General features: G+C 54.7%; 20 protein-coding genes, 1 pseudogene and 1 other annotated feature. Of the genes and pseudogenes, 9 read left to right on the forward strand and 12 right to left on the reverse strand.

The features are described from left to right. The first annotated feature begins 323 nt into the window (after positions 1–323). A complete protein-coding gene (locus KTE_RS42490; RefSeq protein WP_201392861.1) occupies positions 324–2,054 on the forward strand; it encodes an ABC transporter substrate-binding protein in 1,731 nt (576 codons plus the stop codon). Positions 2,055–2,131: 77 nt separating this feature from the next. On the opposite strand, the gene KTE_RS42495 is transcribed toward KTE_RS42490, so the two are convergent. After that, positions 2,132–2,491, reverse strand: coding sequence for a PPOX class F420-dependent oxidoreductase (locus KTE_RS42495; protein WP_201392863.1), 360 nt, complete (start codon positions 2,489–2,491; stop codon positions 2,132–2,134). Between KTE_RS42495 and KTE_RS42500 the strand changes: the two genes are divergently transcribed. Then, entirely contained in the window at positions 2,490–2,927 is a 438-nt protein-coding gene (locus tag KTE_RS42500; RefSeq protein ID WP_201392865.1) for a hypothetical protein, read from the forward strand. The genes KTE_RS42495 and KTE_RS42500 overlap by 2 nt on opposite strands. 155 nt (positions 2,928–3,082) lie before the next feature. On the opposite strand, the gene KTE_RS42505 is transcribed toward KTE_RS42500, so the two are convergent. The 6 genes from KTE_RS42505 to KTE_RS42530 all read right to left on the reverse strand — a co-directional run bounded on the left by KTE_RS42505 (position 3,083) and on the right by KTE_RS42530 (position 11,014). Beyond that, positions 3,083–4,153, reverse strand: a complete 1,071-nt coding sequence (locus tag KTE_RS42505; protein WP_201392867.1) for a Vms1/Ankzf1 family peptidyl-tRNA hydrolase — start codon at positions 4,151–4,153, stop codon at positions 3,083–3,085. Positions 4,154–4,302: 149 nt separating this feature from the next. Then, the gene (locus KTE_RS42510) at positions 4,303–5,163 is read right to left on the reverse strand and encodes a phosphotransferase family protein (RefSeq protein WP_201392869.1); all 861 of its coding nucleotides are present in this window, start codon (positions 5,161–5,163) and stop codon (positions 4,303–4,305) included. 149 nt (positions 5,164–5,312) lie between these two features. Next, entirely contained in the window at positions 5,313–7,814 is a 2,502-nt protein-coding gene (gene leuS, locus KTE_RS42515; RefSeq protein ID WP_201392879.1) for a leucine--tRNA ligase, read from the reverse strand. Between the two features lie 81 nt (positions 7,815–7,895). Beyond that, positions 7,896–8,162: a binding site (T-box leader), on the reverse strand. Positions 8,163–8,285: 123 nt separating this feature from the next. Next, on the reverse strand, positions 8,286–9,230 hold the full coding sequence (locus KTE_RS42520; protein WP_201392881.1) for an LLM class F420-dependent oxidoreductase: 945 nt from the start codon (positions 9,228–9,230) through the stop codon (positions 8,286–8,288). 106 nt (positions 9,231–9,336) lie between these two features. Next, positions 9,337–10,008, reverse strand: a complete 672-nt coding sequence (locus tag KTE_RS42525; RefSeq protein WP_201392883.1) for a DedA family protein — start codon at positions 10,006–10,008, stop codon at positions 9,337–9,339. A gap of 145 nt (positions 10,009–10,153) precedes the next feature. Continuing rightward, positions 10,154–11,014: a hypothetical protein gene (locus tag KTE_RS42530; RefSeq protein ID WP_201392885.1), complete on the reverse strand. Its 861-nt coding sequence runs from the start codon at positions 11,012–11,014 to the stop codon at positions 10,154–10,156. A gap of 424 nt (positions 11,015–11,438) precedes the next feature. On the opposite strand from KTE_RS42530, the pseudogene KTE_RS50330 reads away from it, so the two are divergent. Continuing rightward, positions 11,439–12,654, forward strand: a pseudogene (locus KTE_RS50330) (IS110 family transposase). Between the two features lie 163 nt (positions 12,655–12,817). Here KTE_RS50330 and KTE_RS42540 read toward each other — a convergent pair. Together KTE_RS42540 and KTE_RS42545 are read right to left on the reverse strand one after the other, a co-directional pair. Next, positions 12,818–13,048 carry a hypothetical protein gene (locus KTE_RS42540; protein ID WP_201392887.1) on the reverse strand — a complete coding sequence of 77 codons (231 nt, stop codon included), beginning with the start codon at positions 13,046–13,048 and terminating at the stop codon, positions 12,818–12,820. A 189-nt stretch (positions 13,049–13,237) separates the two neighbouring features. After that, on the reverse strand, positions 13,238–13,465 hold the full coding sequence (locus KTE_RS42545) for a hypothetical protein (protein WP_201392890.1): 228 nt from the start codon (positions 13,463–13,465) through the stop codon (positions 13,238–13,240). Between the two features lie 461 nt (positions 13,466–13,926). Between KTE_RS42545 and KTE_RS42550 the strand changes: the two genes are divergently transcribed. The 4 genes from KTE_RS42550 (at position 13,927) to KTE_RS42565 (ending at position 19,786) form a co-directional block, all read left to right on the forward strand. Further along, the gene (locus tag KTE_RS42550; RefSeq protein WP_201392892.1) at positions 13,927–16,158 is read left to right on the forward strand and encodes an FUSC family protein; all 2,232 of its coding nucleotides are present in this window, start codon (positions 13,927–13,929) and stop codon (positions 16,156–16,158) included. Between the two features lie 188 nt (positions 16,159–16,346). Next, the gene (gene efeO, locus KTE_RS42555) at positions 16,347–17,501 is read left to right on the forward strand and encodes an iron uptake system protein EfeO (protein ID WP_201392894.1); all 1,155 of its coding nucleotides are present in this window, start codon (positions 16,347–16,349) and stop codon (positions 17,499–17,501) included. 124 nt (positions 17,502–17,625) lie between these two features. Beyond that, on the forward strand, positions 17,626–18,891 hold the full coding sequence (efeB, locus tag KTE_RS42560; protein ID WP_201392895.1) for an iron uptake transporter deferrochelatase/peroxidase subunit: 1,266 nt from the start codon (positions 17,626–17,628) through the stop codon (positions 18,889–18,891). Positions 18,892–18,919: 28 nt separating this feature from the next. Next, the gene (locus KTE_RS42565; protein WP_201392897.1) at positions 18,920–19,786 is read left to right on the forward strand and encodes an FTR1 family protein; all 867 of its coding nucleotides are present in this window, start codon (positions 18,920–18,922) and stop codon (positions 19,784–19,786) included. Positions 19,787–19,854: 68 nt separating this feature from the next. Here KTE_RS42565 and KTE_RS42570 read toward each other — a convergent pair whose 3' ends face one another. After that, entirely contained in the window at positions 19,855–20,607 is a 753-nt protein-coding gene (locus KTE_RS42570; RefSeq protein ID WP_201392899.1) for an SDR family NAD(P)-dependent oxidoreductase, read from the reverse strand. A gap of 109 nt (positions 20,608–20,716) precedes the next feature. Here KTE_RS42570 and KTE_RS42575 point away from each other — a divergent pair, with 109 nt between their 5' ends. Together KTE_RS42575 and KTE_RS42580 are read left to right on the forward strand one after the other, a co-directional pair. Further along, positions 20,717–21,073 carry a LysR family transcriptional regulator gene (locus tag KTE_RS42575; protein WP_201392901.1) on the forward strand — a complete coding sequence of 119 codons (357 nt, stop codon included), beginning with the start codon at positions 20,717–20,719 and terminating at the stop codon, positions 21,071–21,073. Positions 21,074–21,084: 11 nt separating this feature from the next. Beyond that, on the forward strand, positions 21,085–21,621 hold the full coding sequence (locus tag KTE_RS42580; RefSeq protein WP_236600985.1) for a LysR family substrate-binding domain-containing protein: 537 nt from the start codon (positions 21,085–21,087) through the stop codon (positions 21,619–21,621). A gap of 88 nt (positions 21,622–21,709) precedes the next feature. Here the strand turns inward: KTE_RS42580 and cydB are convergent, their stop codons facing one another. Together cydB and KTE_RS42590 are read right to left on the reverse strand one after the other, a co-directional pair. Beyond that, positions 21,710–22,729 (reverse strand): cytochrome d ubiquinol oxidase subunit II, encoded by a 1,020-nt coding sequence (gene cydB / locus KTE_RS42585; RefSeq protein ID WP_201392903.1) that lies wholly within the window; start codon positions 22,727–22,729, stop codon positions 21,710–21,712. Between the two features lie 29 nt (positions 22,730–22,758). Beyond that, positions 22,759–24,030, reverse strand: a complete 1,272-nt coding sequence (locus tag KTE_RS42590; RefSeq protein ID WP_201392905.1) for a cytochrome ubiquinol oxidase subunit I — start codon at positions 24,028–24,030, stop codon at positions 22,759–22,761. Positions 24,031–24,038 lie beyond the last annotated feature (8 nt).

The raw sequence follows: 24,038 nt of genomic DNA on the forward strand, positions 1-24,038 counted from the left end.
CCGACGCTGTTCAAGGATGCGTTTACATATCATGGACGATCTTCCCCGTCTCATGATATGTAAACGCATCCTTGAACAGCGCAACCTTCCCCCGTATCATTATATATAGACGTATGCTTGAGCAGCATCGTGCTATTCTATATAAAATCTATCGCTCCCTATATCTCCGCTTGACAGCTTCTCCACTTCATGAGATACTGCCACCAGATTGATATAGATGACTTAATTTATCAACTTTCTAAAAAGAGATGCCAGTTTCGGGAATAAATAGACAGGCGTCAACACTTATAGAAGATAAGCAACTTAATTTGTGGAGGAAAAGCGTGTATAAGCAAGGCAAACGATTTGCCACTTCTGTGATGCTCGTCGTGATGGCGACCCTGGCGGTCCTGCTCGCGGCCTGCGGTAGCAATCCGGGTTCGACGACAGGCTCGTCGAAAGCCCCCGACGATAAACAGGTATTTGTCTATCCTGTGGCTGGGACGCCCGATCTTAGCGATATGGACCCCGCCTTTGCCGGTGGACCTATTGGACCTACTCTGATATATACCGGTCTCGTCCAGTTAAACGAAAAGCAGCAGCTCATTGACCAGCTTGCTCAGTCGCACAGTGTTTCGGCTGATGGATTGACCTGGACCTTTAAGCTGCGTCCCAATCTCAAGTTCAGCGATGGCTCTCCCCTGACCTCGCAGGATATCGTGTATAGCATCAATCGCGCGCTTGAGCCAGCGCTCAAGTCGCCCTATGCCATGGTCTATCTGGGCCTGATCAAGGACGCCGACAAGCTCCAGACGGGTGCGGTCAAGACCCTGGTCGATGATAGCCTGCTGGCTCCCACGCCAGATACAGTCAAGATCATCACCAAGCAGAAGGCCGCCTACTTCTTGCAGACGATGACCTATGTCACCTCATATCCTGTGAACAAGAAGCTCGTCGACAAGTACGGCAAGAACTTCGTCGATCACCTGGGTGAGGGCGCCGGAGCCGGTCCCTTCATCATGAGCAAGTACGATCAGGGCCGCCAGATGACCTTTACGCCCAACCCTTACTACTATGGCCCTAAGCCAGCGTTGAAGAAGGTCATCATGGCCTACTATAAGGACTCGGAGACGATCTACAAGGTCTATGAGACCAACCAGGTCAGTTACGCCAAGATCCCGACCGCCAAGCTCGCCTCGGCGAGCAACCTGCCGAACAACCAGTTCCACCTGGTACCGATCCTGGGTGTACAGTATTACGCCATGAACTACTTAGCCAAGCCCTTTAACAATATCAAGATTCGCCAGGCCTTCGATCTAGCCATCAACAAAGACCAGATCGCGAACAAAGTGCTGCGCGGCAGCGCCATCCCAACGAACAACATCGTTCCTCCTGGTATGCCGGGTCATAATCCAGACCTGACGGGTCCGGCTGGCGTCACCAGCACAAAGGGCGATCAGGCCAAAGCCAAACAGCTCTTTGCTGAGGGTCTCAAGGAAGAGAACCTGACGCTCTCCAGCCTGCCACCCATCACTCTGAGCATCTATGCAACCTCACAGGACGACACCAACCAGGCCGTCGCTGTCCAGCAGATGTGGCAGGAAGTGCTCGGCGTTCAGGTGAAGATTGATACCGTCGATGTCAACAAACTCTTCTCAGAGCTTGACTCGACGACCAATAATCCCAATGGCTTGCAGATGTGGAGTTCCTACTGGAAGGCCGATTATCCAGATCCACAGAACTGGCTCACCACGCTCTTCGCGCCCGAATCCTCCTTCGACAACTATAACTATGGCAACAATCACGCCAAAGATATAGTCGATCAGAAGAAGGCTCTCGACCTGATGCGCCAGGCGGATGGTGAGATGGATATCACGACACGCCTCAAGCTCTACAATCAGGCTGAGCAGCAAGTGGTCAATGACGCGGGCTGGATTCCTCTCTACCAGATGGAGACTGGCAAGGCGCTCAAACCCTGCGTCAAGGGCTATGACATCAACGCGCCCTTCATGCCCGCGCCCGATAGCTGGAGCAACATCTACATCTCCAACGACAAACCCTGCACCAACGTGTAGAAGCAGACAAAAACTATTCGCTCACTACTCACTCGGAAGGGAGAAGCTGGCAACAGCCTCTCCCTTCTTTTTATTCCTTACAAGTTTTGACCGACAACGTGTTGCACTTTGACATACAAGATAACGCGAGGGTCACCAGGATTACGAAATGGCGTGCCATAGTGTTCCGCGATTTCATTGAAAAAGGCCGCATCAGGATCTTCCTCGATCCGCTCAACTACGCCGCGAAATTCCGCATACGTATAGGGATTCTCTGTATCTGTGATGGAGACAGAGACGCGTGGGTCATGCTTAATGTTCTGATATTTCTTGCGATCGGTCGCATGCGTAAACTTAATATACTCGCCATCCCACAGAAACCACATGGGCGATGACTGTGGCTCGCCCTTGGCCCCAAGAGTCGCTAGATGGGATATCATCGCCTGGAACCAGTCCATGATGCGCGTCTATAGCGACTTTAGCGTCATGTCCAACCGTGACCGCAACATTCTGCGCTACATGTTTACCAATCCACAGCAACGCACCCTGCTTGCCAATTGGGAGAAAGAGGCCCAGGGCCTGCTAGCTGTCTTCCGCTCCAGCACAGAACGCTATGTCGGAGAGCCATGGTTCTCCGCCCTGGTCGCAGACCTTGAGCAAACAAGCCCAGAGTTTCGCCAGTGGTGGCCACGCCACGACATCCAGGGAGTTCATACCGGAAAGAAAGAGCTACAACACCCCCTGGTCGGGCGCCTGGCCCTGCAATCGACCTCCTTCCAGGTCATCGATGCGCCAGACCTGCGCATGGTCGTCTACACACCCTTACCAGAACTGGACACCGCACAAAAACTGGCTCAGTTGGCCCAACTACCCCAATCCCAACTCGCCAGCTAATATCTTAAGACCACCCTCCTCGCGAGGTACGGCTACTGCGTCCTGGCCTAACCTATTTTGGACACGAAGGACTTCCTAAACATTTAGAAGAGGTTCTGCAAAAGCACAGAGGCCGCAGATGCGGCCTCTGTGCTTTGACTAGATGGATGAGAAGGTTAAACCCATTGGGGGCGATAACGCAGTTGCGCGCCTACCCCTCCCAATTCCTGAAGAACAGGATTGCCCTCTACTACCTCAACCCTGGCCCCTGAATTGGCCGCCTTGCGCACAAGCGTATTGCGTTGCTGATCATCGAGCGGAACATCGTTTGCCAGAATCAGAACGTCTGCCTGTCCATGCTCAAGCGCATCAAGGGTCTCCTGCATGCCACTGACCACCAACCCATTCGCGCGTATTCCTTCTACAAGGTTATCGACCTGGCTATGCGAGGCCTCACGCTCCAGGTATTCGATAACAGGCTTAATCTCGTCGTGTACCTCGCGTAAAGGTGTGTTAATATCAAGCCTCAGAACCTCTTCATGGACTAACGGCTCCACTGTGTTTGAAAGCTCTTCATGGAGCAAGGGAATGGCAACCGCATCGCCCGCGAGAATCACACGCTGGGCATCCTCCTGCTTGACAAGGTCTTCGATAGCTGAGGCGGCCTCGCGCGCAAATGCCTTCCGCTTATTCTCTACACGCCGGTGGTAGCGCGCTTGATTTAAGCAGGTTGCGTTACGCTTCCCATACCCACGAGGCAAGACCTCAGGTCCTGGGATCTCCTCAAGGAAGCCCCAACGTGTAACAAAGAGGCGGGTTGTATTGGTATCAACCAGGGCCGTGATAACCGTCTCATGCTTATCTAGCAAGTGCGCTAGTTGAAAAAGATCGGGATAGGGTTCAAAGGCAATCTGGTTCTGAAATGCGGTACCGACCTCCAGCGTTTCAAAAAGGCCGCGTTCATGACAAGCGAAGATAGCAACGCCCTGCTGCCACGGCTCAACATGGTTCTCCATGTACGACTGCACCTTCTCCACATCCTTGTTAAAGGAATCTAGCATGGGATGACGCGGCAATAACGTCTTCTCAATCTCACGTATACGGTTTCTTAGTACAGGAGTAGATGTACGCGTCCATGGTCGCTTACCAGACATGTGAGGGCTCATATCCAGGTAGATGCTCAACACATACGCGTCACCAGGTTCAAAGGAAGCAAGCTTGTCGAACAACTCTTGCGTAGTCTGCATAACCTTCTCCTCAAAGAAACAAGGTATGAACTGTTGTGGAAAATCTCCTCCTTTCAAGATATTCACTGCCACAAGACCAGCCATTGTCGAGGCTTCATCTTCTGAAGGGATAATTGTTTACTCTGCAAGGTTGCAGCGGACGGAGGCCTCTAAAGATAACGCTCCATGGCTTTCTCCAGCTCGCGCCCGCAGCGAAGCACCCATTCCCGGCATGCCACCTGTACACGTACATAATAAAAGAGCCACTTCCAGACCTGGTAGAACCAATAGCGGAGGGGAAAACAGGGACCCAGATCCATGGCTTCACGATACCGGTTTACTAGCTCGAAATGGTGTACATGCCCATTGATGAGATTTACAAGATCCAGCTCGCGCTCACCCCATTCGGCATCCATCGGATCAATGAGGCCAGAAATACTCCAGGTGTGGGGATCAAACAAGAGATTGCCAAAACAAAAATCGCCATGTAGAAGAACTGGCTGCCCCTGCCTGGTGCCAAGAATTTGTTCACCATGCTCAATCGTACGATCCATAAGGGCAAGCACTTGAGAACCAAAATAGGAGCAAGCTTTATCAGAGTTTGTAATTGTCTGGTACGTATCCTGGATTCGTTGACTGTAATAATCCCACCAGCTGCGATAAAATGGGCCATCAAACGAGCCATAGCCCTCCGAATGCGAAATGGCATGCACCTCCAGCAGAAGATCCACGGCCTGGCGCTGGAGGGATTGGCGCAGTACATGAGGAAGCTGCTCTGGCCGTGGACAAGTTTGTCCAGGAAGCCACTCCATAGCAAGAGCCGAGTATGGCTCCGTTTCTGGCAAACACGCATAGACCTGGGGTACTAAAACTGGAAGATAGGCGCGCAATTGGGCCAATTGGCGAGACTCCTGCTCCGCCATACGCGGATATTTCTGCAACTTAATCACGGCACGATACGGGGAACATTGAAAGCGTACACCGTATGTCTTCCCATAGACCCCCTCCCCGAGAGGTGTGATTGATCGCATATCTGTCTTCCATGTCTTCTGAACGATATCTTGCAAGGACGAGTAAACCTGGCTATCAGAAAATTGCATACCAGTCCCTTTATGTCTGCGTTGCCCAGTAGCCGCGTACGCCAGGAGCGGGCCCGCTCCTGGCGTACGCGGCTACTCATCTATCCAATCACGATATTCACCAGGCGGCCTGGCACGTACACTATGCGCTTGACGCTTCGCCCTTCAATAAAGTGCTGCGCGCGCTCCGTTTCCTGGGCCTGGCGCTGGACCTCCTCGGCGCTGGCGCTGGCGGGGACCTCGATGGTGTCGCGCAAACGGCCATTAACCTGTACGGCGATGGTCACGCGCTGAGCCTGGATGGCCTCGGGATCGTACTCGGGCCAGGAGGCGCGGTGAACTGAACCGCTTTTCCCCAAACGCTCCCACAGCTCTTCTGTCATATAGGGCGCGTAGGGAGCCAATAGCACTAACAGCGTCTCCAGCTCCGTCCGCGAGGCCGCACGCCGCTCTACAATACCGTTGACGTACTCCATGATGGCCGCGATGGCGGTGTTATACTTGAGGCTGGCCGTGTCCTCGCTGACGCGCTTGATTGTTATGTGCATGGCACGTAAGGCCTCTGGCGACGAAGGCGCTTGTGGTGCATGCTGGGAATATTGCTCGACCAGGCGCCAGGCGCGCTCCAGGAAACGCACCACGCCGCTGATCCCCCGGTCACTGAAGTCGCCACCACCCTCATAGGGTCCCATGAACAGTAAGTAGACACGGAAAACGTCCGCACCAAAGCGCTCGATATAATCGTCGGGATTGATGATGTTTCCCCTGGATTTGGAGATCTTCGCGCCATCCCTGGTAATCATGCCATTGGCGCGGAAGCGCTTGAACGGCTCATTGTTCTCCAGCAGGCCCAGGTCGTGCAGGGCCTTGGTAATGAAGCGTGCATACATCAGATGCAGCACACTATGCTCCGCGCCCCCAATGTACATATCCACTGGCAGCCACTTGCGCGCCAGGGCTGGGTCCCAGGCCTGCGTCGCATCGTCGCTTGAGATGTAGTGCATAAAGTACCAGGAGGAGTCCAGGAAGTTATCATTGACGTCCGTCTCGCGCCGCGCTGGCTGACCACAAATCGGACAGGTCGTGTTGACAAACTCCTCGATGGCAGCCAACGGCGAGGCACCAGTCCCCGTGGGACGCCAGTTCTCAACATCTGGCAGCACAACGGGCAGTTGATCCTCCGGCACTGGGACAGCTCCGTGCTCGGGACAGTAAATGATAGGAATGGGTGGTCCCCAGTAGCGCTGGCGACTGATCAGCCAGTCGCGCAGGCGATAGGAGACGCTGCGCTCCCCCAGACCGCGCTCTGTAAACCAGGCGATTACGGCCTCTCTTGCCTCGGCGCTTGCCATGCCTGTAAACTCGCCCGAGTCATACAGGATACCATCCTCTTCATTGGCCTCTTGCTCATCCTGGACAGCAGCGCCATCAGCGGATCGTACGACGAAGCGTATAGGCAGGCCAACTGAGCGTGCGAAGAGCATGTCTGTCTGGTCATGTGCGGGCACGCCCATAATCGCGCCCGTGCCATGCCCCTCCAGGACATAGTCCGCGATCCAGATGGGCAGGCGCTCGCCAGTCAAGGGATGCCGAGCGTAGGCTCCAGTAAAGACGCCACTCGTGCCACGTTCAGCATCGACCGCTAACTTGCTCATACGCTCTTGAAAGGCCTGCACCTCCGCGCGCCTCTCCTGGGCTGTGATCGCTTCGATTGCTGGATGGCGGGCGGAGAGCGCGACGAAGGTCACACCAAAGATGGTGTCAGGGCGCGTCGTATAAGCCTGGATAGCGACATCCCGCCCGGGTTGCGCCTCTCCTGATGTCTCAGGCTCACTAACAACTTGCAGCGCAAATTTCAGGCCTTCGGAGCGGCCAATCCAGTTGCGTTGCAGGTTTTTGACGCGCTCGGACCAGTCCAGACCTTCCAGGTCGTCCAGCAGTCTCTGCGCGTACTTCGTTGTCTTCAGGAACCACTGCTCCAGCCAGCGGCGCTCAACGATGGAGTCGCAACGCTCGCAGCGCCCATTTATGACCTGCTCATCCGCCAGGACCGTCTTATCTTTGGGGCACCAGTTGACGCTGGCGGACTTGCGCTCGGCCAGCCCAGCTTTGAAGAGTTGCAGGAAGATCCACTGCGTCCAGCGATAATACTCAGGCGAGGTTGTATCCACCTCGTGTGACCAATCAAAGCGATTGCCGATATGCTTTAATTGCCGCTCGCGAAAGTGCTCAATATTGCGCCTTGTCAGGATGCGCGGATGCACGCCCTGCTTGATCGCGAAGTTCTCGCTATGAATGCCAAAGGCGTCAAAGCCAATAGGCTCAAAGACATCATAGCCCTGCATAGCCTTGTAGCGCCCCTGGATATCCGCCCCGACATAGGAGTACATGTTGCCCACATGCAGGCCCTCGGCCGACGGATACGGGAACATCATCAAATTGTAAAATGGTTTTTTGGCCCGCTGTAAATCCACCTGGTACAGCCTCTGCTCCTCCCAGCGCGTACGCCACTTCGCCTCGAAGCTGGCGAAATCATAGCTGGGAGGCCGCACCTGTTGCAGCGCTTCACCTGCACCTGGTTGCGGGACATGTGTCTGTGACATAAACTCCTCCTGCTGACGGGTCATAGAGCTAATAAACAACGAGACTCGACGCGGAGGGCAAGAAAAAAGCACCCTCCGCCCACGCAGGGCGAAAAGTGCGCTCAGGGCCACTTTCGCGGTACCACCATGCTTCGCCGTCGCCTCGCGACGACGGCCTTTAAGGGTATAGATGTACCCAGCCCGCTAACGGGGGCTACCGGCAGCAACTACTCACCCCTCTGTCCAGGAGAAGCTTTCACCACTACGACTCACGAGGGAGCTTCAGATGGCACGTTGATGCTGGCTCGCAGCGACCGCCAGCTCTCTGTAATCGCGATGCCTCTTACTTTCCTCGTTCTTCGTCTTGTTCCTTATATCATCTATTATACGGAGCGTACCCGACAATTTGCGCTTTGTCAAGTCTAAAAAAGGAAAAGTGGATGGTGGTATGGCTGAGCCATACCACCATCCACTTTTCCTTTTTTAATACACTTAATGCATGCAGGTTTCAGCGAAGAGATGTAGAGGCTCGATCTTTGTGGCATCGGAGAAGCGGATAATGAGCTCCTGGATGCCTGCCGCCTCGTACTCGGCGATGCGCTCGCGGATCATATCGGGCGTGCCGATGAGCGCACGCTTGCGGGCCTCATCGATATTGGCACGCATATTGGCGGGGAGCTTCGCTACGGCCTCTTCGTCGGTGCGCGCGATGGCACAGTCGTCAACAATTGCCGTACGCTTGATGCTGTCATAATCGCGGCCCAGGGCGTCACAGTGTCCTTTGAGCACCTCAAGCTTATGCTTGATATTCTCAATTGGGCCACCCACATTGCAGGCATCGGCATACTGCGCGACTAGTTTGAGGGTCACTTTCTCGCCGCCGCCACCGACGAGGATGGGAATGTGCGGCTTCTGCACACCTTTGGGCTGGTTGATCGCACCGCGCACCTGGTAATATTTACCCTCGAAATGGGCCTCTTCCTGGCTCCACATGGCATGGATGATCTGAAGCGCCTCGCGTAGCATGCGCAGGCGATCAGGGCCCGAGGGATAGGGATAGCCATAGGCATTATACTCGTGCTCGTACCAACCCGCGCCGATACCTAGCACAAGACGACCGTGACTCATCACATCAACTGTGCTCGCCATCTTGGCCAGCAAGGCGGGATTGCGATAGCTATTACAGGTCACGATCTGTCCCAGGCGCACGCGCTTCGTATCGCGCGCCAGGGCCGCCATGCTGGTCCAGCATTCAAAGGTAACCTCTTGTGTCGGTGTGGGAACGGTATGAAAATGGTCATACAGCCAGACCGAGTCAAAATTCAGCTTCTCGGCCTCCTGCGCCACGCGTGTCATCGCCTCATATGCCTCAACAGGATCAGCGATATCCACAAGATCCATCTTCCAGCCCTGGGGAACAATTACGCCAAACTCCATAATAGTTTTTCAACTCTCCTTTTGTTGCTCCATAAGCCAGCTCTGGCTCATGATTGTCCCCCTATTATACTATCTTCAATCTTCAAGATTTCAAGCCAACAACCTATCAAGCCTGCATTCTAGCATGTAGGCGCGCCAGGCGGCGCTGATGACGCTGTTGGCGTTTGCGACGCCTCCACATATACCAGGCACCGAAGAGCACCAGGGCCAGGGCGATAATTACCAGCCCCATGCGCTGGAAGATGGCCTCAAGCGTATCGATCTCGACCGCGATAAAATAGCCTACCAGGCTGTAAATGGTGTTCCAGAGCAGGGCGGCGATAACTTCGAAGAAGAGGAAGCGTGTATAGCGCATGCGCGTCAGACCAGCGCTGATCGCAACAAATGAGCGCAAATGGCCCGCAACATGTGAGATGATAATGGCCTTACCCCCATGCTTGTGGAGCATGAGGCGCGCGAGGCGCATACGGGCACCAAAACGCATTCGTATGCCAAGGCGCGTGGCGCTGAAGCGCTGCAATGGTCCCCCAAGCGCGAAGCGCCCCAGGAGATAGTCGATATGATAACCGGCAACTGTTCCCAGGGTCGCGAAGAGAATCACCAGGCCCAGATTGAGTGTACCCAGGCGGGCATAAAACGCGCCCAGCAGGGCCAGCGAGTTGCCCGGCATGACCAGGCCTAGCAGGGCTGTATTCTCAGAGAGCGTGCTGAGAAAGACGATCAGGTAACCGTACTGATCGTAAAACAACTTGAGCCATTCAATTAAGGTCTGGAGCATACGTTCTCTTTACTCAATCTTTCATTCTAAAGTGTTCTCAGCGTCGTAGACGCTTTGGGGGTAAGTAAGAGATGTGGCGGGGAAAGGCCGCAGGCCTTTCCCCGCCACATCAAAACTACATCTAGTAAGTTGGCAAAGCTGTAACTTAGAAGTCGCCTCCACCTGAGTCTCCTCCTCCAAAGTTGCCAAAGTCTCCTCCTCCAAAGTCTCCTCCTCCAAAGTCTCCTCCTCCTCCAAAGCCGCCAGGGTCACCTCCCATGGGTCCCATATCATGGCCCTGGTCCTGGCCAAACATGTGTCCCAGACCATAGCCCATCAGGGCGCCCAATCCACCTACTATCCAGGGATTCATGCCACTGCGCTGCTGGGGAGGATAGGGGCCATAGAATGGCTGCTGATACTGTGGTGGAAGCTGTTGCCCATAGCCACCAGGCTGCTGCTGGTACTGCATTGGTGGCACCTGCTGATTATAGTCCGACTGCTGGTACTGCATTGGTGGCGGCCGCACGCCATAGTCGGGCCGCTGAGGGGGATAGGGACCCTGATTGGACGGCTGGCGCGGCTCCTGGCGGCGAAGCGGTGGAACATCCCTATCTCGCTCTGGCGGATTTGTCGCATCACTTGAGCCAGGACGATAGTAGCTGGAATCGTAGTTTGTGCGTGGCTCTGGCTGCGAACGAGCCTTGTAGATATCCCCTTCCTCATCAGCACGAGGCGCCGTTCCCGGCTCTGGTCGCGCTGTATAGCCCGCGGCATAGCCCTGGTCATAGGTATCGGCCTCCTTGGGTGGAGGCGCGGCCTGCTCCTGGCCAGGTTGATAGTATCCAGTGTCGCTGTAGGGATCGCTGTACGGAGCTGCCTGCGGCGGCATCTGCTGTTGTTGCATCTGTGACATATCCGGATAGCCATCAGGCGCACGCTGAGACCAACGCTGCTGGGAAAGCGCACGCGCGAAGAACACAACCATTATGATCACAAAAAACAGGAGCAACAAAGCGGTAAACATAACGAGCTCCTCTAGGAGAGAGCAACCAGTCTTGATATCCTGTCCTGGCTGCTCAAGGAATTTCTGATATTCGCACTACCAGGCAAACTGCAAAAGTCTCTCTACAGTCCATCTTACAAAGTTATCGCAGATAAGCAAGCACAACTTGTATAAGAATAAACACGCTCTCACCTTTTACAGTAAACTACTAACAGGCCTTCTCGACACAAGGCCACAGCAAGCAGTACACTTGCTGGTATGAACGCTCGAATCTGGAAGGCGAAAGACTCCTCTCACCATGTGGGCTTGACCAATTAAGAAAGATCGCTCTTCGCCTTCCTGGGTTCCTGGGAAACGAATCATTGGAGAGTCGCGCCGTGAGCGCCGCAGTAAAAGGACCCTCTCGCCTCACCAGGAACCGTTGTTTCAGCAGGAGGACCTGCTCATGTGGTTTGCAGGAATCGATTGGGCAGATACCCATCACGACATTCTCGTCCTCGATGAACGAGGGCAAAAGCTCGCCTCGTTTCGAATCATGCACACGCCAAAAGGACTCGACGAATTGACCAGCCGACTGACAGCCATTTGTGGTCCAGAGCACAAGGCGGAGCTGGCGTGCCTGATCGAGACCAATCATGGATTGCTGATTACACACTTGTTGGAAGCTGGTTTTGCCGTCTATCCGGTCAACCCCAAAACGGTGGATCGCAAACGCTCGGCATCGGGAGCCAAAACGGACCAGATTGATGCCTATCTGCTGGCGAAACACGGCAGATCGGAGGTGGCTGATCTGAGACGACTGGAACCCGATAGCCCCTTGATTGCCGAACTCAAAGTCTTGACACGCGATCAAGATGGCTTGATCCAGATGCAAACCCGTCTGGTCAATCAACTCACCGCCTGTCTCAAAGCGTACTACCCGGTTGCGCTCACCCTTTTTACCAAGGTGCAACAACCTTCGACCTTGCAGTTCTTGCTCACCTATCCGACCCCGCAGGAGGCGATGAATGCTTCGTGTGAAGAGATTGCTGAGCTGTTGAAAAGCACTGGGCATCCAACGCCAAAGAAGACCGCGGCCTCGATTGTGCACCAGATGCATCAGCCCCAGTTGACTGCCGATGAAGTGATGGGCAGGACCCGCATCGCGCTTGTTGATCGCTCTGATCCGCCAATTGCAGCCCGTGATGGAAGAGATTGCCGCCTATGATCAGGAGATCGAGCGCCTTTTTTTGATGCATGCTGACAGTCATCTCTTTCGCACGCTGCCTCGTGCAGGCAAGCGGATTGCCCCACGACTGTTGGCAGAAATCGGGGATGATCGCTCGCGCTATGCGGATGCTGCCAGTTTGCAAGCCTTGGCTGGTACCTCGCCGGTGCCCTATGAAAGTGGCAACTATGCCAAAGCGCATCGGCGCTATGCCTGCATCAAGCCGTTGCGCAACGTGCTGCAGCAGTTTGCCTGGCAAAGCACTCAGACCGAAGCTTGGGCCAGCGAGTACTATGAGCGCAAACGTCGGGAAGGCAAAAGCCACAGCGTCGCTGTCCGCGCGCTGGCCAATGTCTGGGGACGCATTCTCTTTGCGCTGTGGCTCAAAAGAGAAGCCTACCAGCCTACGATCTTTGAACACGCCAGACGCCTGCATGCGCCTCGTGCGGCGTGAGTGCTGAATCGACCACAGAAAAGCGAAGCGCTCTTCCTCCCAGGCAAAACAGGCGCCTGTTTTTTGCCTTTCAACTCGGCATGCCTTTTTTTGACCACGCAAGCTCAGGCGTGTCAAGGAAAGCGCAGCGGCTTGACACGCCTGAGCGGCGTGGTACACTCCTTCATGCCGTGTTGAAAGCATCCTTCTTCCCCCTGTCTTCTTCATGTTTGCCTGGTTTTAAATTGGTCATTTTAGGGTTTGACATAGAGAGTCTTTCTTCATTATGCGCTGTATTATAAACAATCAAGCTAAGAGCGCACTGAGGAAGAGCTGAACTGATGCTGAAAAAACGTTGAATGGCAATCTTATCTTGAGCTACGCTCATTCTCAGGAGAAAAAGAGACAGTTTCACGCTCGCCTCATGCGAAGATTGCCATTCAGCCGAAAAAAAGCCGCAGGATAGCAAGCTATCCTGCGGCCCTCAAATTAGACGTTGCCTTAAAGAGGCAAGCGTGACAACGTTGCTAAAGCACGCGTCTACATATGATGTGCCATGATATGTAGACGCGTGCTTTAGCATGGTCGGCTGGAACGCTATAACCTACTCTTTTGGCTTCTGCTGCCGTTTCACTCGCTGAATAGCCTCGCGCATCTCCTTTTCGGCCTGCTCGCGGCTGATAGGCTCCTCATCCTCTAACTCCTCGGAGGCCATCTGTTGCGCGGCGCGCTTGGAGGCGTTGCGAATCTCTTGCTGCTCTTGCTTGCGGGTCGCCTCATCAACAGGCTCTTCTGGCTTATATGGCTTAATTTGCTCTTTATCTTGAGACATATCTTTCCTTTTCATTTTTGACTTGATGTTTTGGACTTCACACAACGGCCAGCGGCTTCACCGACTATTGGGTGATTAATACAGGTGACACGAAACCTTTATTTAAAGGGTTACTCAAAAGGAAGCTCTTATGTAAGGCCCGCTACTGACGTACGCAGTTACTTGCACATGATACTCTACTCTGAGCGTCGCAGGCGCGAAGGGATAAAACGCGAAGAGCAGATGTGCTATAATAGGAAACGGTGAAGCAGCGAGGAATCAGACGATACACCCATCTCCACAGACGCGAGGACTTAGTGTGCTCGACCCGCTTCCGTCTTTCAATGCTGAAAGGCCCACAGGCTAGCCCCTTTTTTGACCTGTCTTTAGCCTGCCTTTTTATAGGCATAGGCGCTGGTGCCCTCATGTTATTAGAAGTTTCTATTTTCTACTCAATAAAGTTATAAGAAGATGACTAGAAGATGAATAATTATCGGCTTTTTTCCTCTATACAACAGCAGGCCCGGCAAGCATGGAATGCCAGTTTACAGCATGTGCGTGCAACCTTAATTTTTGATAAAGCCGCGCTCCAGAACGGCGTCCGTATGTCCGTTATCAATATTACGCCCATTGTTATTGGGGCCATCACCGGGCACCTCTCGCTTGGAATTATGGCCTTTTTGAGCGCGCTTTATGTGGCTCTGGCCGATGTTGGCGGCGCTTATCGTGATCGCGCCCTGGCAATGGTGAGCGCGGCTGTGTTTATGACCATTACGGCCTTTATCGCTACCATTGTTGGCGCTAATCCCTGGCTGGTAACGCTGCTCATGTTTGTCTGGGCCTTTGGCGGCAGCATGCTAGGTGTCTACGGCAACCTGGCCAGCAAAGTCAGTTTCTCCGTGATCGGTATCTTTATTCTGCTGATGGGACAACCAACAGGCTTGGCAGATGCCTGGCTACGTGTCCTGGCCTTCGTTGTTGGTGGAGCATGGTCGCTAGGTGTCTCGCTCTGGCTCTGGCCATTGCGCCCCTTCCAGCCCGCCAGGCAGGCCGTAGGCGACTATTATTTGGCTCTAGGTGCCTTACTGCGCAAAATCTGTCACGGGCAAACGAATCAACATTGGAGCCTGGAAGTCAAAGTCGAGCGCACCCGCCTTTTGGAGGCACGGACTAAGGCACGTCAGATCGTTGTCGCCAGGCGCACCCAGCGCGCGGACGCCAACCCCATTCCCCAGCGCCTGCTCATGCTCTCACTCCAGGCGGATAAGCTGGTGGAGACCGTTATCGCCCTGGCGGAAGAGCTGCGCTTGGTCAGTGAGCAGCACAGCTCCCTGGTAGAGCGCCCGGAGTTCACACACACCCTCGAAGCATGCTCGACCTTGCTTGATAAGCTCGCACATACTATCATTGATGAGCGACAGAAGCTTCAGGCCGCAGACCTGGAAGAGCTACTGGTCGTCTTAGCAACACAAGAACAGGCGCTACGCACATCCCTGCCCACACTCCTTAACGACTATCAGGCGCTTATCAATACGCGCAATCTGGCCAACCTGCTCAAGCGCATGGCACGGCTGGTCCGCGAGGCTCAGGAGACGCTGACGCATACCAGGCATGTCGAACTATATAGAGACACAAACGCACTACAGAAGGCGCATCCCCGCCTTCGCTCATGGAAGGCACTCGCACACGAGAAGTACACACTCTTTAGAGCCAACCTGACACCACACTCGCTGACTTTCCGTCATGCACTCCGTCTGGGCGCCATCAGTGCGGTTGCGGTCGCTATCACCAAGTTCTTGCACATCCCTTATGGCTATTGGATTGCCCTGACGATTCTCTTCATTCTCAAGCCCGACTATGGCTCGACACGCGAGCGCGGCTTTCAGCGTATGGGAGGAACGGTGCTTGGCGGGATCCTGGGTATCGCCCTAACTACCATACACAACCCGGTCCTACTCATGTTGGCCCTAACCGCCGTGGCCTTCTTCTGCTTTGCACACCAGAATGGCAACCATGTGCTTTTCATCCAGTTTCTTACCATGCTGGTCGTCATCATGATCAACCTGGGTACACCCAACGACTGGCCGGTGGCCCTTATTCGCATCGGCAACACACTGCTGGGTGGTGGCATGGGCATCCTGGCAGGCTACCTCTTCTGGCCTCAATGGGAGCGCGAACGCATACCAGAGCAACTGGGCCGCACCATCGCCGCTAACCGCGCCTATATCGCCAGCGTCCTGGCAGCCTATATCACTCATGGCGAGAAGAGTAGCGAACGTGAAGCGGTTCGCCAGGCCAGCATGGCCGCCTACCTGGAAAATGTCAACGCCGCCGCTGCCCTACAGCGTATGCTGAGCGAGCCTAAGACCCACCAGGAAGATGTAGAACTCTTCTACACCCTGGTCAACTACAATCAGCGTGTCTGCGATAGCGCGACCGCCCTAGCGGTACATATTCCCAGCAAGCAGACCCAGCAACAAGCAGAACAGCTCAAACGCTTCGCTAGCCAGATCGAATGGATCCTGCGCGATGTGGAAACAGCGACCCGTAGCGCCAGGACTGCTCTCATCGATCTAACGCTTAAAGAGAGCCTGCACGAGGTGCTTGTCTCCCTCCAACAACTAACCACAGCCACGCCAGAGCAGCCACACACTATGGATCAACACGCACATCTCGAGGAGCATGACGCTGCTGAGACACACATCTACATATAAAATGGTACGGGGACACTGGGAATGCCGCTATGTCGGCCTAAGTATACGTGCCCTTGACTTTCATCACAACGCTGTGTTAATATCCGACCCGTGGACTCAGATATTAGTGTGCCCTAATATCCAATCCATTGAGTCGGATATTTCTAACGCCGGACTCCTCGGCAAAAAATATTAAAGAGGCTTTCAAAATGATGTTAGTCAAGCAGCGTATGCTTCTCCTTATCCTACTTCTATGCGGTCTTCCGCTGGTATTGCTCGCGGCCTGTGGCTCGACTAGCGACAGCAATAAGACAGGCAGTAAGAACACGGTTACGATCAACGCCTATGATAACTATTTTGATCCCAAAACCATTAATGTTACAGCCAATCAGCCCGTTGAAGTAACCTTTGTTAATAAAGGCACCAATGTGCACATTGTCGAGATCAAGGGCCTGATTGCCGAAACCACGATGCAGCCAGGCGAAAAGAAGACCTTCACCATTACGCCACAACAGCGCTCTTACAAGCTCTACGATGAACTCTATGTCAGTAAGGGCATGGAAGGCGCCTTCACTGGTACCGATAAGGCAATTTCTTCAAACAATGCGCCGTCTGGCAATGTGCAGAACGCCAAGATTAAGAACGCAGTTGAGACATACCGACAATACGTTATCCAGCAGACAGATGGTCTAGTTACAAGTACGCAGCAGTTCAACGATGCCATTAACGCGGGCGACCTCAATAAAGCAAAGGTGCTCTACGCGCCGACGCGTGAGTATTATGAGCGTATCGAACCCATCGCCTCAAGTTTTGGCAATCTCGATCCCGGCATCGATGCCCGCGAGGGTGATGTCCTTGATGAGCAGTGGACCGGTTTCCATCGTATCGAGAAGGCACTATGGGTCGATGGAAAGACCACAGGCCTTAAAACATATACCGACCAGTTGCTGAAGAACGTCAAAGACTTGCGCCATAATTTGGATGGGATTAAACTGGTACCAACCGATATTATTGATGGCGCGGTTTCCCTGCTCAGCGAGGCCTCGCATACCAAAATCACTGGTGAAGAGGATCGCTACTCGCATACCGACCTGTATGACCTGGCGGCCAATGTCGAGGGTTCGCAGGTAGCCTTCAACAGCTTCAAAGACTACCTGAGCGAAAAAAATCCTGGCCTGCAACAGGATATCGCTGGCAAATTCCAGAAAGTGCAGGACGTACTCAAACCATTTCGTACCGATAAGGGGTTCATGGACTACGCCACTCTCAAGGACGGAGATAAGCGCGCAATTGCCCAGAGTATTGACGATGCGGGCGAATCCCTTTCCAAAGTCGCAGTCACTCTTCCCAAAACAGCCGACTAAGATCTTATTCCGAAACCCAACGTCACTTGCGTGACTAGCGCTTCCCCCATTCGGGGACAAGCGCGCTCAGGGTTTCGTTTCGGAGAAGAAGTAAGCGAGAAGTAAAGAGAGATGGTAGAAGTACATGAGTGAGAAGACTGGCCAAAAATTTAATCGGCGCAATATGCTGATCTCCGCCAGCGCGGCTGGAGCAGGCCTGGTCCTGGGTGGAGGAGGCGGCTATGCGCTAGCTCACACGCAAGGACAGCAAGCAATGCAACAGACGAGTAACAACGACATCATCTCCTTTTATGGAGAGAAACAGGCAGGAATCACAACACCTCAACAGGATCATCTCCACTTCGCCGCCTTTAACCTGACAACTCAAGATCGCAACGAGGTCGCCAGTCTCCTGCGCATCTGGACGGTGGCAGCGGCAGCTATGACCTCGGGCAAGCCTATTGGCGAGGGCACATTTCCAGATCATGCTCCACCTCCCGATACTGGTGAGGCGCTGGACCTGCCCGCTGCCAACCTGACCATCACCTTTGGCTTTGGCCCAACCCTCTTCACCAAAGATGGGAAAGATCGCTATGGGCTGGCTGCACGCAGACCAGAGGCCCTGGTGGATCTTCCCTCAATGGCTGGAGACGCCCTCGACCCCAACCGCTCGGGCGGCGATCTCTGTGTACAGGCCTGCTCAGATAATCCCCTGGTCGCCTTCCATGCTGTGCGCAACCTGGCCCGCCAGGCTCGCGGACTCGCAATCATCCGCTGGTCGCAGCTAGGCTTTAACCGCACAGCCAGTACCAGCACTCAACAGGAAACGCCACGCAACTTGATGGGCTTCAAGGATGGCACTAATAACCTGAAGGTTGAAGATCCCGCACTTATGGATCAACATGTTTGGACTGGCAACGAGGACGCGTCCTGGATGCGTGGCGGCTCCTACCTGGTCGCGCGCCGCATTCGTATGCACCTGGAGTCATGGGACCGCGACTTTCTGGCCGACCAGGAGAAGGTCTTCGGCCGGAGGAAGGTCTCGGGGGCGCCCCTGACCGGCAAACAGGAGTTTGATGCCGTCGATTTGACCGCCAAGCACCCGGATGGGACCTCCATCATCGCTACCAATGCACATATTCGCCTGGCGAGAGAAGATGACAACATCCGCATCCTGCGCCGTGGCTACTCATTCACGGATGGCATGGATAAAGTGACGGGCGAATTGGACGCCGGCCTCTTCTTCATCGCCTTCCAGCGCGACCCGCGCAAGCAATTTATCCCCTTGCAACAGAAGCTAGGCCAGCGGGACCTGCTCAACGAATACATCACCCATAATGGGAGCGCGATTTTTGCCTGCCCTCCAGGGACACGACCGGGAGGCTTCATAGGAGAGACGCTCTTTGCTTAAGACCCTGGAGAAGGAGTAATCTGTAGTAATGCTCGCTAATTTCTTACCAACGTTTGTCCTGTTCCTACGTGAGGGGCTGGAGGCCAGTATGATCGTGAGTATCCTGCTCACCTCACTGCGCCAGCTCAAAATGACGCGTTATAATACCTCAGTCTGGCTTGGCGTGGGCCTGGCCCTGCTCGGCTCGTTCGCGGTCGCGGCCCTACTCAAGACCGTCAGTAGCCTCTTCAGCCCTGACTTCCTCAGCATCTTCAAAACCGTTACCTATTTCATTGCCGTCGTCATTATTACATGGATGACGTTCTGGGTTCAGCACCATAGCCGTACCCTCAAGCAAGAATTAACCGCCCAGGCCAGCGCGGCAAGCTCCGGCTTCGCCCTGGGCCTGCTCGCCTTTAGCACCGTGGGGCGCGAGGGCATCGAAACAGCTATCTTTACCCTGGCCTTCGCCTTCCAGGCCGATACACAGATCCTCCTCCTTGGAGCCTTATTGGGAGTCCTGGTCGCCATCGCCCTGGGTGTACTCATCTATCGCTTTGGCTACCGCCTGAACTACCGCATCTTCTTCCGCGTCATGGGTATTCTCCTGCTAGTCATGGCGGCTGGCTTGTTTAGCAACTTTATTCAGGGTGCCCAGGACGCCGGATGGATTACCTTCGGAACCACCCAGGTCTGGGATACCAGTAGCATCGATTGGCTCAGCGAGAATAAAAGCATTATTGGTAGCTTGTTGCATATCTTCACAGGCTATACCGAGAACACAAGCATCCTACAAATTATAGGCTTCGTTGTCTACCTGGCTATCGCGGGCAGCTTCTTCTGGCGCATGACCCGCAACCAGAAACGCAGCCTCCCCAGTGCCACACCAGAACAGGCTGCAACGCTCAAAGGATAAAATGTGACAGGTAACAGAAGGGTCATGCCAGGCGGCGCCTGGCATGACCCTTCTGTTACCTGTCACATTTAGCGTCCAAAGAGCCAGCCACCATTCACATTTAATACCTCGCCGGTGACAAACGAGGCCTCGGGCGAGGCCAGGTAGTGGACTGCGGCGACCACGTCGTCGACATGACCGCCTCTCCCTGCTGATGTCTCCTCGATGATGCCATTGATTTTCTCATCGGTCCAGGCGCCAGTAAAGCCCGTATCAGCGATATAGCCGGGGGCTACGGCATTGACTGTGATTGATTGCGAACTCAGTTCGCGGGCAAAGCCATAGGTCAGGCCGTGCAAACCCGCCTTGGACGCGGCATAGGCGGTTGAACCGGCCCGACTTCCACCGGTGAAGGCGGCAATGGAACTAATATAAATAATACGCCCACCGGGTCGCGCCAGATAAGGACCAACGGCAACGGTCATCAGAAAGCTGCCCTTCAGATTCGCGTCAATGACCGCGTCCCACTCACGCTCGGCCTCGTCAAGCGGCATATCGGTCGTGGTGCCACGCACAAAGCCGGCCGCGTTGATTAGCACATCCACCTTGCCCCATTGCTCCACAATGTTCGATACAGTAGACTGCACCTGCTCGCGCTGGCTTACATCCGCCTGGTACCAGGAGACCTGGGAGCCAAGCTCCTCAGCCGTGGCGCGCAAGGTATCACGGTCACGCCCAATGATCGCGACCTGCTCCCCCTCCCGGGCAAAGCGTTCCGCCATCGCGCGCCCCATGCCGCTATTCCCACCAGTAATAATAATCCTACGTCCCTGCTGATTCATTTTTTCCCTCCTCGACTACAAAAACTTGTAGGCTTAGCATAAGAGAAAACATCTTATCTGTCCAATATATAAATTGTGTTATACTTATATGTAGGAGATATAAATACCTATGGAGCTACGACATCTACGCTACTTTATCGTGGTCGCGGAAGAGCTACACTTCAGCCGCGCGGCTGAGATCCTGCACATGGCGCAGCCGCCACTCAGCCAGCAGATCCAGAACCTGGAGAGCGAGCTGGGTATACCGCTCTTGATCCGCACCAAGCGCAGCGTACAACTGACCCCCGCGGGCAAGGCTTTTCTTGTGGAGGCCAAGAAAGTCATCGCCCAGACCGAGCGAGCCATTGAGACCGCGCACCAGGCCTATAATGGCCTCCTGGGGCAACTGGATATTGGCTTTGTAGGCACAGCCATGGCCGAGATCCTCCCTACCATCTTAAAGGCCTTCCGCGAACGCTACCCCTGATCACAACAAAGTTGCAGAACCTGGTCACCACCGACCAGGTGCAGGCACTACGCGAAGGCCTGATCGAGGTAGGCTTCATCCATCCGCCAATTCTCGACACTACCCTCAAGTTAGAGGTTATTGGCCGCGAGCAACTGGTTGCCGCCCTGCCCGCCGATCACGCCCTCGCAAGCCAGGAAAGCATCGATCTTGCCCAACTCAGAGATGAACTGTTTGTGCTATATCCCCGCGCCTGGAACATTGGCCTCTTCGACCAGATCATCAGCCTCTGCCAGCAGGCAGGCTTCTCGATGCGCCTGGGCCAGGAGGCCCTGGGCTGGGAATCAATCATCAGCCTGGTGGCGGCGGGCTTTGGCGTCTCTATCGTGCCTGCCTCATCCCGCCTGCTGCGCAGTCTGGATGTCGCCTACCGCCCCCTCCAGGGAACTACCCCAACCTTCGACCTGGCCCTGGCCTGGCTCCCAGATAATACCTCACCCCTGCTACACAACTTCCTCCAGACCGCCCGCGAAACCGCACAAGCACGACAACAACATATGTTGCCCTAACTCGGGAGCCCGCTACTTGCGTACGCGGCTACTATTGGGAAAGTGCGCCGTTTACAAGCACTATCCGATCTGTGATGAAGCACCTTTTTTAATAATGCAAGCGGCTCCGCATATTGAGGCGTTTGCGGAATATCCAGTAGCCCAGGGTCTGGTAGGCGATGATAATGGGCAGGAAGATTAAAGCAACCCAGGTGAGTAGGACCAGGCTGGAAGAGGCCGCCGCCGCACGCTCAACCGTCAAGCTCCAGGTGGGCTGAAGGCTTGAGAGCAGGAGATGTGGAAAGAGGCTCATTGCCAGCGCGAGCACACCACAGAGCATAGAGAGGCTCGTCGATATGAGCGCCAACCACCAGCGCTGGCGTTGGATCAACTGCCCCGCAATGAAGAACAGCAGAGGCACAAGCACGCTTAAGGGCGCGATCCAGGGCACGACCAGCAGGCGCAGCATGGCCTGAGAGACGAAAGCACCAGCGATAGCTAGCAAAACAACCATGAATAGCGCTGGAATCCAGAGCCTCCGCGCTGCCCTCTCAACACGCATGGTAATAGTCGCATCCACGCGCAGGCGGAGGAAGAGTGCACCCTGGAGCGCAAAGAGGGCGATAAAAGTGAGGCCCCATAACAAGGCCAGGGGCGTCAACAACTGCCAGGGTGTGCCCACAAAACGCAGTTGGGCATCCAGGGGGAGTCCCTGCACGAGCGCGGCCGCGATCACACCCCAGACTAGTCCAGGCACGATACTGCCGCCGCAGATAACCAGGTCCCAGAAGCCACGCCAGCGCTTGCTAGCCCGATGACTGCGAAACTCCAGCGCCGCCCCGCGCAGGATCAGGGAGAAGATCAGCAGCAGCACAAAGCCATACAGGCTACTCAGGAAGGTACCATACCACCTGGGGAAAGCCGCGAACATAGCGCCAAAAGCGGCCACCAGCCAGGTCTCATTCCCCAGCCAGAAGGGACCCATCGCGTTCAAAAGCACTCTGCGCTCGCGGTCGTCCTTGCTCAGGAAAGGCAGGAGGATACCGATACCATAATCGTAGCCTTCCAGGATAAAGTATCCAGCCAGTAGCAGACCAACCAGGCCATACCAGAGTATCTGAAGATTCATAAAAGCCTAACCTCTTTCAGCAACGGGCGCTACTGAAGCGCAAAGACATTCTCAGTTTCCTCATTCGAGGATTCTTGTTCTTTCGTGTCGGGAGAGCCAGGTAGACCCAGGCGGCCATACCTACAGAGCAGGTAGACATCAATCACCGCCAGGGTCGCGTAGACCAGGGTAAAGGCCAGCAGCGAGGTGAAGACCATCGATGCATTAAGTGAGGGTGAGAGTGCGTCGCTCGTCTTCAATAAACCTTGCACGACCCAGGGTTGACGCCCCATCTCTCGCGTTAGCCAGCCGCTAATATTAGCCAGGTAGGGGAAGGCGATCAAGGGCAGAAGGAGACGCAGGAACCAGCGCTGGCGCACAATCGCATCCTTCCAGAGAAGCAACAGGCCGATAAGGGAGGCTATCAACAATAACGCAGCCAGAATGACCATGAGATGAAAAGTGTTTACAATTACCGGCATCAAGGGGATATAGTTGCCTGGACCATACAACTTGACGAATTGCGCCTGTAAGGCAGCAGCGTCTCCCACCTTCCCAAACATCGCCGCCTCTTTCATAGGCTGGACTTTACCAACATTTTGAATCTGTGCTCCACCTACCAGGATCACAGCCAGGCTACTCAGGAAGGCGATTATCATGCTCAAGCGCAATGAGTTACGAAAGACGGTATGTTCTGTCGTCCGCCTAAGTAGGTTAAAAGCACTGACGCCGCTGACGAAGAAGGCGCCAGTCAGCAGACTACCCGCCGTCACATGCTCCAGGGCGATCAAGAAGTTAGGATTCGTGACCAGGGCCGAGATGTTGGTCAGGACCAGTTGTCCATTGTGGATCTCGTAGCCTACAGGCTGCTGCATAAAGCCGTTGGCGATCAGGATAAAGACCGCCGAGAGGTAGACACCAAGCGCCACGATCCAGATGAAGGCAAGATGCACCTTCTTCGGCACGATATCCCAGCTCGCGAGCCAGAAACCAAAGAAGGTGGCATCCAGAAAGAAGGCCAGCAGCGTTTCAATTGCCAGCGGCGCGCCGAAGACGTTTCCCACATAGCTGGAGAAAGCGGACCAGCTCAAACCAAACTGGAACTCCTGGACCAGGCCAGTCAGAAAGCCCATGGCGTAGTTGATGATATATAACTGGCCCCAGAAGCGGGCCATGCGCCTGTAGGTCTCATCTCCACGCATGACGTAGAACGTCTCCATCAGCGCCACCATAAAGACGAGACCCAGCGTTAACGGCACAAAAAGAAAATGGGATACAAGTGTCAGGCCCGATTGCCAGCGCGCCAGCATCAAGGTATCCATCCTTCAAC

Source organism: Ktedonobacter sp. SOSP1-85, assembly GCF_016587415.1.
Taxonomy (GTDB): Bacteria; Chloroflexota; Ktedonobacteria; order Ktedonobacterales; family Ktedonobacteraceae; genus Ktedonobacter.

Coding starts and splice junctions, on each gene's coding strand:
- KTE_RS42500 (WP_201392865.1), top strand. CDS start 2,490: ATGATGCGCGTCTATAGCGACTTTAGCGTCATGTCCAACCGTGACCGC.
- KTE_RS42495 (WP_201392863.1), bottom strand. CDS start 2,491: ATGGACTGGTTCCAGGCGATGATATCCCATCTAGCGACTCTTGGGGCC.
- KTE_RS42505 (WP_201392867.1), bottom strand. CDS start 4,153: ATGCAGACTACGCAAGAGTTGTTCGACAAGCTTGCTTCCTTTGAACCT.
- KTE_RS42510 (WP_201392869.1), bottom strand. CDS start 5,163: ATGCGATCAATCACACCTCTCGGGGAGGGGGTCTATGGGAAGACATAC.
- leuS (WP_201392879.1), bottom strand. CDS start 7,814: ATGTCACAGACACATGTCCCGCAACCAGGTGCAGGTGAAGCGCTGCAA.
- KTE_RS42520 (WP_201392881.1), bottom strand. CDS start 9,230: ATGGAGTTTGGCGTAATTGTTCCCCAGGGCTGGAAGATGGATCTTGTG.
- KTE_RS42525 (WP_201392883.1), bottom strand. CDS start 10,008: ATGCTCCAGACCTTAATTGAATGGCTCAAGTTGTTTTACGATCAGTAC.
- KTE_RS42530 (WP_201392885.1), bottom strand. CDS start 11,014: ATGTTTACCGCTTTGTTGCTCCTGTTTTTTGTGATCATAATGGTTGTG.
- KTE_RS42545 (WP_201392890.1), bottom strand. CDS start 13,465: ATGTCTCAAGATAAAGAGCAAATTAAGCCATATAAGCCAGAAGAGCCT.
- KTE_RS42550 (WP_201392892.1), top strand. CDS start 13,927: ATGAATAATTATCGGCTTTTTTCCTCTATACAACAGCAGGCCCGGCAA.
- efeO (WP_201392894.1), top strand. CDS start 16,347: ATGATGTTAGTCAAGCAGCGTATGCTTCTCCTTATCCTACTTCTATGC.
- efeB (WP_201392895.1), top strand. CDS start 17,626: ATGAGTGAGAAGACTGGCCAAAAATTTAATCGGCGCAATATGCTGATC.
- KTE_RS42565 (WP_201392897.1), top strand. CDS start 18,920: ATGCTCGCTAATTTCTTACCAACGTTTGTCCTGTTCCTACGTGAGGGG.
- KTE_RS42570 (WP_201392899.1), bottom strand. CDS start 20,607: ATGAATCAGCAGGGACGTAGGATTATTATTACTGGTGGGAATAGCGGC.
- KTE_RS42575 (WP_201392901.1), top strand. CDS start 20,717: ATGGAGCTACGACATCTACGCTACTTTATCGTGGTCGCGGAAGAGCTA.
- cydB (WP_201392903.1), bottom strand. CDS start 22,729: ATGAATCTTCAGATACTCTGGTATGGCCTGGTTGGTCTGCTACTGGCT.
- KTE_RS42590 (WP_201392905.1), bottom strand. CDS start 24,030: ATGGATACCTTGATGCTGGCGCGCTGGCAATCGGGCCTGACACTTGTA.